Annotated in this window: 7 protein-coding genes; all 7 read left to right on the plus strand. The window is 73.5% G+C overall.

Annotated features, from left to right (window positions below; translation table 11 throughout):
• Positions 1-240: 240 nt before the first annotated feature.
• Entirely contained in the window at positions 241-1,989 is a 1,749-nt protein-coding gene (locus ACFV1W_RS39570) for a hypothetical protein (RefSeq protein WP_380422310.1), read from the plus strand.
• A gap of 205 nt (positions 1,990-2,194) precedes the next feature.
• Positions 2,195-2,488, plus strand: coding sequence for a hypothetical protein (locus ACFV1W_RS39575; RefSeq protein WP_380422311.1), 294 nt, complete (start codon positions 2,195-2,197; stop codon positions 2,486-2,488).
• Positions 2,489-2,581: 93 nt separating this feature from the next.
• Complete coding sequence (locus ACFV1W_RS39580; RefSeq protein ID WP_380422313.1) at positions 2,582-2,965, plus strand: hypothetical protein; 384 nt, start codon at positions 2,582-2,584, stop codon at positions 2,963-2,965.
• 120 nt (positions 2,966-3,085) lie between these two features.
• On the plus strand, positions 3,086-3,775 hold the full coding sequence (locus tag ACFV1W_RS39585) for a hypothetical protein (RefSeq protein WP_380422314.1): 690 nt from the start codon (positions 3,086-3,088) through the stop codon (positions 3,773-3,775).
• Positions 3,776-4,068: 293 nt separating this feature from the next.
• Positions 4,069-4,899, plus strand: a complete 831-nt coding sequence (locus ACFV1W_RS39590; protein WP_380422315.1) for a hypothetical protein — start codon at positions 4,069-4,071, stop codon at positions 4,897-4,899.
• Positions 4,900-4,979: 80 nt separating this feature from the next.
• Entirely contained in the window at positions 4,980-5,330 is a 351-nt protein-coding gene (locus ACFV1W_RS39595; RefSeq protein ID WP_380422317.1) for a DUF6409 family protein, read from the plus strand.
• Between the two features lie 84 nt (positions 5,331-5,414).
• Positions 5,415-6,170 (plus strand): hypothetical protein, encoded by a 756-nt coding sequence (locus tag ACFV1W_RS39600; protein WP_380422319.1) that lies wholly within the window; start codon positions 5,415-5,417, stop codon positions 6,168-6,170.
• Positions 6,171-6,255 lie beyond the last annotated feature (85 nt).

Below are 6,255 nucleotides of genomic sequence, written 5' to 3' on the forward strand. Positions count from 1 at the left end.
GGCCCCTGTCCTGCCGGTGGCCCGAGGGGCCCCCGGCCGGACAGGGGCCCCGCGCCGTCCCGCGCCCCAACTCCCCTCCCACCAGCGGGAATCCGTCACGACACGCCACAAGATCAATTGGACTCCACCCCGTAATCCATGGTTTAATTGATGTGTCAGGTCGGGGAGGGCAACCCCCGCCGGACACCCCGGGCCATCCGGCCAGGGACACACCACCAGCGCCACCAAGGAGCACAACCCATGGCGAACACCGCCACCGCAACGGCCGCCCGCAAGCCCCGCGCCCGCCGCGCGAAGGCCACCGACACCGCGACGGCGGCGCCCGCCGACACCACCGCGCAGGAGGCCGTGAACCCGGAGTCCCCCGAGGAGACCGCCGTGGCCCCGGCGGAGGTCTGGCCCACCCTCCCCGTCGCCGACCTGCTGGCCCACCCCGGCAACACCCCCACCGGTGAGCCCGACGCCGAGCTCACCGCGAGCATCGCCCAGTACGGCATCACCGATCCCCTTCACATCACCCTCCGCTCCGACGGCACCCCCCACGTCCAGGACGGCCTGAAGCGCCTCGCCGCCGCCCACGCCGCCGGACTCCAGGCCGTCCCCTACTCCCCCGTCCCGCAGATCCGCGTCACCGCGCTCACCGCCCACGCCCGCAACCTGCGACGGAACCTGCACGTGGACGAAGACTTCGTCGACAGCATCCGCGCGAGGGGCGTCGAGATCCGGCTCATTCTCACCCCCGGCGAGGACGGCCCCGTGGTGGTCGACGGCCACCGCCGCCTCGCCGGAGCCGTCCGCGCCGGGCGCACCCACGTCCCCTACGAGATGACCGAGCAGGACGCCGCCGAGCAGGTGTTGACCATGCTCCGCACTGCCGTCCAGCGCCGGGCCCTCACCGAGACCGAGCAGATGGACGGCCTGTTCACCCTCGCAGAACTCGGCGCCGACACCGCCGCAGTCGCCGCCGCCTCCGGCCGCTCCCAGAAGGAGGTCAAGGCCCTCGCCGAGGCATCCCAGGCTGCCCCCGTCAAGGCCCTCCGCAAGGCCGTCCCCGGAGTCACCCTGACCCTGGACCAGATGAAAGAGCTGGACGAGCTGGACGAGGAGTACGAGCACGAGGCCACCGAGGCCGTTGCCAAGGCCGCCGCCGAAGGCCAGAGCGGCAACGACATCACGTGGATCATCAAGCGGGCCAAGGGCCGCCAGGACGCCGCCCGCAAACTCGCCGCCCAGCTCGCCGAACTTGAGGCCGCCGGAGCCCGCATCCGTGAAGAGGACGAGCTGAGCGAGAAGGCCGCCACCCTCCACTACCTGCGCGACGGCAAGGGCAAGGGCTTCACCTCCACCTGGCACGCCGACAACTGCCGTGGCGCCATCTGGGTCCGCCGTCGAGGCTCCGACAGCTACACCCAGATGTGCGCGAACCCGGAGCTGTACGGACACCGGCGCATCCACCCCAACGAGGGCAAGCCCCGCCGCACCCCCGCCGAGCAGAAGGCCATCAAGTCCGGCAATCTCGACTGGGAGGCCGCCACCGAGACCCGCCGAGCCTGGCTCACCGCGTTCCTCGCCAAGGGCCGCAAGTACACCCGCGCCGAGCAGACCGCCATGCAGCAGGCCCTCACCACCGCGCTACTGGCCGGAGGCTGCCCCAGCATCGGCGGCCGATTCGGCGACCACCGCACCCGCCCCACGCTGATCGCGTTGCTCGGCGTCAAGCCCGCCAAGGGGCAGACCTCCGTCACGGACGCCGACCTCGCCAAGCTCATGACCCGAGCAAGCGCCGCCCGCATGCTCGCCCTCGCCCTCGCCCCCATCATCGCCTGCGGCGAAATGGACTCCACCAAGGAGGCATGGAGGACCGAAGACGGCGCCGACAACGGCCGCCGCACCAAGGCCCGCGCCCACCTCACCCTCCTCTCGTTGCTCGGCTACCCGCCCGTCGCCATCGAGCAGGCCGTACTCCAGGACAAGCCCTACAAGGCCTGACCGCCCCCGGGGGCGGGCACCCACCCGCCCCCGGGCCCCAAATCCCGTACCACCAGCGGAAATCCACAGCGACACGCCACAAGATCAATTGGACTCCGCACCGGAAAGCATGGTTTAATTGACGTGTCAGGTCGGGGAGGGCAACCCCCGCCGACACCCCGGGCCACCCGGCCCGGCGGACCAACACCACCAGTAGGAGCCCCAGTTGAACGCCAAGGCCTACCGCCTCTGCAGCCCGGCCGCCGCCGGTCTCGACCTCGCCGACCTTCTGATGAACGGCCAGATCAGCGCCATGTCCGCCGGGCCCGACGGCTGGACCGCCACCCGTACCCCCGGCGGCCCCGCCCGCCCGTTCGGCACCCCCGAGCACGTGCGCGCCTACGCCGAGCACACCCGCTACCAGGACGACGCGGCCGCCCACACCGACACCGAGCCCACGCTCATCCGCCGCGCGGCCGCCCGCGCCTCCGACATCGCCGCCGACCGCCGCATCGCCTGACCGGTCGCCACCCCGCAGCCCGGCGGGACGCGGAGGGCAACCCGCCCCCGCCGGGCCACCACCCACACCACCAGCACCGAGGAACCCCAACCCGTGAGCACCAGCACCACCCGCACCCCGAAGGCCGCCGACGCCGACGACATCGGCTGCTGCCTGACCGTCGCCGCCGCCACCACCACCCGCGAGATCGCCGAACTCCTCCAGGCCCGCGCCATTGCTCGGCACCTGCCCGACCTCGGCATCCGGGGCAGCCGCATCGCCGCCGCGCTGGACCCGGCCGCCGAGTCCGCCGTGGTCCGCGTCGACTCCGCCGACGGCCTTTACGCCCTGGTCATCCCGCCCGTCGGGCAGGCGTTCCCCGTGCTCTACCGGGGCCGCCGGATCGGCGCGTTGGACGTGCGCCGCGTGCCCGCCACCAGCGACTCCACCGCCGCCACCCACTACGCGCTGTTCCTGCGCGACCGCGCCGCCCTGTAGCCCCGAGGAGACCGGCCCGGCCAACTGACCGACTACCCCGCAGCCCGGCGGGACGCGGAGGGCAACCCGCCCCCGCCGGGCCCCACCCCACACCACCAGCACTCACACCGAGGAACCGCCATGCTCACCACCGCCACCACCACGGACCAACTGGACGTCATCGAGGCCCTGCGCGTCGTCAGCGCGCTCTACCGCGTGCGCGGCTACTTCCAGCCCCTTTCCCGCCAGTGGGAGCCCGAGCCGCCCACCGCCATGGAGGCGGAGGAGTACCTGCGCGACTACGACCGCCCCGACCTGCGCGCCGAAATCGACAGCGTCCACGACGCCGCCGACCTCGCCACCGCCGCCCTGCAATGGTGCCTTGACGGCGCCACCAGCACCGACACGTTCCGCCGCCGCCTCGCCGCCACCGCCCGCAGGCCCGTCGCCCCGTGGGCCGCGCTGCCCCTACTGGCCACCGTCCCCGCCGCCATGGCACGCGACCGGGCCGCCGCCGAGACCCGCGAGGCCGCCCACCGCTCCCGCCACCTCGGCACCAAAGGCGACCGCCTGACCGGCCTCACCCTGCGCGTGGTCCGCCACTTCGCCGAGAAGCCCCGCCAATTCGGCTGGTCCGTCCAGCCCCGCACCACGATCCTGCTTCGCGACCCCGCCACGCTCGACACCCTCACCTGGACCTGCAACAGCGCCCAACCGCCCGCCATCGGCCGCACCATCACCCTCTCCGGCACGGTCAAGGCCCACCGCCTCTACCAGGGCCGCACCCGGCAGACCGAACTCACCAACTGCCGCTGGAAGTACACCAGCTGACCCCGGCGGTTCCCCGGGCGCGACCACCGCCCGGGGAACCCACCCGGTCCCGCGAGCGGCCGACCGCGTCCGGCGGCATCGAGCCGCCGGCCACGGGCATCCGCGCCGTGGCCAGCCCCAGCGCACCCGCGCGCCAGGCCGGGCCCGGACGGCATCGAGCCGCCCAGCCCCGGGGCTGACGCCGCCCCCGGCCGCCCCACCCCACCTACCGCACCACCCCAACCCCGCCGCGCGGAGGGCAACCCGCACGGCACCGGCCCCGGCCGGACACCACCAGCATCGAGGAGCACCACATGACCACCGCCGCCACCTGGGCCGCCACCTGGGCCGCCCAGGCCCAAGCCGCCCAGGCCCTCGCCGCCGCACTCACCCGCGCCCGCATCCCCGCCACGACCACCGACCCCACCGGCATGTGCTGCCACGCGGCCCAGGTCGACATCACCATTAACGGCGACCCCCACACCCTCTACCTCGAACAGGACGCTGACACCGTTTTGTGGCAGCTGTTCGACGCCTACGGCCAGATCCCCGAAGAGGGGCAGTGGCCCGCCCCCCGCGTCCGCATGCCCGGCCGCCACCGCCGCACGGTCCGCCACGTCCGCGCCTGGCTCACCCAGCACCACGCCACCCCCGGGCACCCCGCCCCCACCCCGATCCCCGAGATCATCCGCAACCACAAGGACACCTGGGAATGGCCGGTCAACGCGGCCGCCGAGCTCTACGCCCGCGCCCTGGTCGGCGGCCAGCTCGCCCCCACCGACGACACCGAGGCCCTCGCCCGAATCTTCGCCGACCAGAACCCCGAGCTCGCCGAAGAAGTCGGCCCCGACGCCGAGGCATGGGATATCGCGGTCGAGAGCATCAAGGCCCTCGCCCACGGGTGGATCGTCGACGAGCTCTCCCCGTACGACCAGAGCGACTACGAGGGGCCGTGCTGCTGGTACGTCGAGGAGACCGCGCCGGACGACGTCGAACGCCTCCGCCGCGCCTTCGGGGGAGACCTCCGCGCCGCCGCCGCCTTCCTCGCCGCCAACGACGTCCCCCGCCGCCGACGCCGCGCCGCCCGTCCCCGGGTGCCTCTCCACCGCCGGATCCTCCGCCGCTTGAACACCCACCAGTCCTGACCCGCCCCGCCGGTCCCGGGCACCCCGCCCGGGACCGGCCCCCAATCAAGCCCACACCCGCACCTGGAAGGCCCTGCCCCATGACCGCCACCGCCACCCAGACCCTCACCGCCGGAACACTCGTCACCTGCCCCCACTACCGCGCCGGTCAGAACCTCGGCCCCGCCCGCGCCGTCATCCTCGGCCCCTTCGGAGACAGCGCTCACCTCGTGTGGTTCTACCCCAAGGGCCCCGCCCGTCAGGGCGACGAAGCCACCGTCTCCATCACGTTCAGCAAGGAAATCACCGAGATCACCGGCACCCTCGCCGACCTCTCGCAGACCACCCTCCGCCGCATCATCACCGGCAGCCACCAGTTCCCCGACGCCCACACCATCTGGCAGACCGCCAGCACCCTCCGCGCCCGCAAGCGCGCCGCACGCCACAACTGACCACCCACACCCGCAGCCGCGCGGAGGGCAACCCGCGCGGCCGCCCGGCCAGCCGGCCGAGACCACCAACAAGGAGCACACACCATGACCACCACGCCCACCTGGACCCCCGATGACCAGCTCGCCGACGCCGTGAAGGCCTCTCTCGACCAGATCGGCATCCGCTACGAGGAACACGGCAGCGCCAGCTGCGGCTACCTGGTCATCCCCGTCCCCGACGGCCCCGGCGAGATCTGCCTCTCCGACATCAACAGCGACCTGGACGGCCCCCTCAGCGAGTACGCCGGACTGCGCGCCCACTACTTCCCGACCTGCCACATGGACGGCTGGGGCGACCAGGTCCCCCTCTACGAGTCCCCCGATCTCGGCGCCTACCGCACCGCAGCCGAGTTCACCGCCGAAATGCCCGTCCTGCTCGGCGCCATCACCGCCTGCCTCGCCCTGGTCGGCTCCGGAGCCAACGCCCGCCGCAACCTCGCCGCCCAGGCCGCCGACCGGTTCAAGCACCACACCCCGCCCCCCGCGACCTACCGCTACCGCCGTGCGGCCGACGACATCGTCACCCTCGCGGTCACCACCACCGCCGTCATGGACGCCCGTTCCATCGCCATCCGACTGGCCAACGCCCACGCGGTGCCGCTCGACAACGGCACCAAACTGCCCGCCACCCTCACCATCGCCGACGTCATGCAGACCCTCGCCGACGAGAGCGCCGGATGCGCCGACGGCTGGCACTTCTGGGCGGCCGAACCCAGCGAGGACGCCGACGAAGCGGCCCAGACCTGGGCCGCCGGACACGTCCGCCGCCTCTTCCCCCACCTGACCCCCCACCAGGACTGACACCCCACCGGTGGGCGCCCCGGGGGGCAACCCCCCCGCCCCCCCCCCCCCCCCCGGGCGCGGCCCCCCCCCCCCCCCACCAAAG

The organism is Kitasatospora sp. NPDC059648 (assembly GCF_042734825.1).
Classification (GTDB): Bacteria; Actinomycetota; Actinomycetes; order Streptomycetales; family Streptomycetaceae; genus Kitasatospora.

What these genes read in the sequence shown, in the direction of transcription:
- ACFV1W_RS39570 (WP_380422310.1), top strand. Translation starts at nt 241, where the DNA reads ATGGCGAACACCGCCACCGCAACGGCCGCCCGCAAGCCCCGCGCCCGC.
- ACFV1W_RS39600 (WP_380422319.1), top strand. Translation starts at nt 5,415, where the DNA reads ATGACCACCACGCCCACCTGGACCCCCGATGACCAGCTCGCCGACGCC.
- ACFV1W_RS39590 (WP_380422315.1), top strand. Translation starts at nt 4,069, where the DNA reads ATGACCACCGCCGCCACCTGGGCCGCCACCTGGGCCGCCCAGGCCCAA.
- ACFV1W_RS39595 (WP_380422317.1), top strand. Translation starts at nt 4,980, where the DNA reads ATGACCGCCACCGCCACCCAGACCCTCACCGCCGGAACACTCGTCACC.
- ACFV1W_RS39585 (WP_380422314.1), top strand. Translation starts at nt 3,086, where the DNA reads ATGCTCACCACCGCCACCACCACGGACCAACTGGACGTCATCGAGGCC.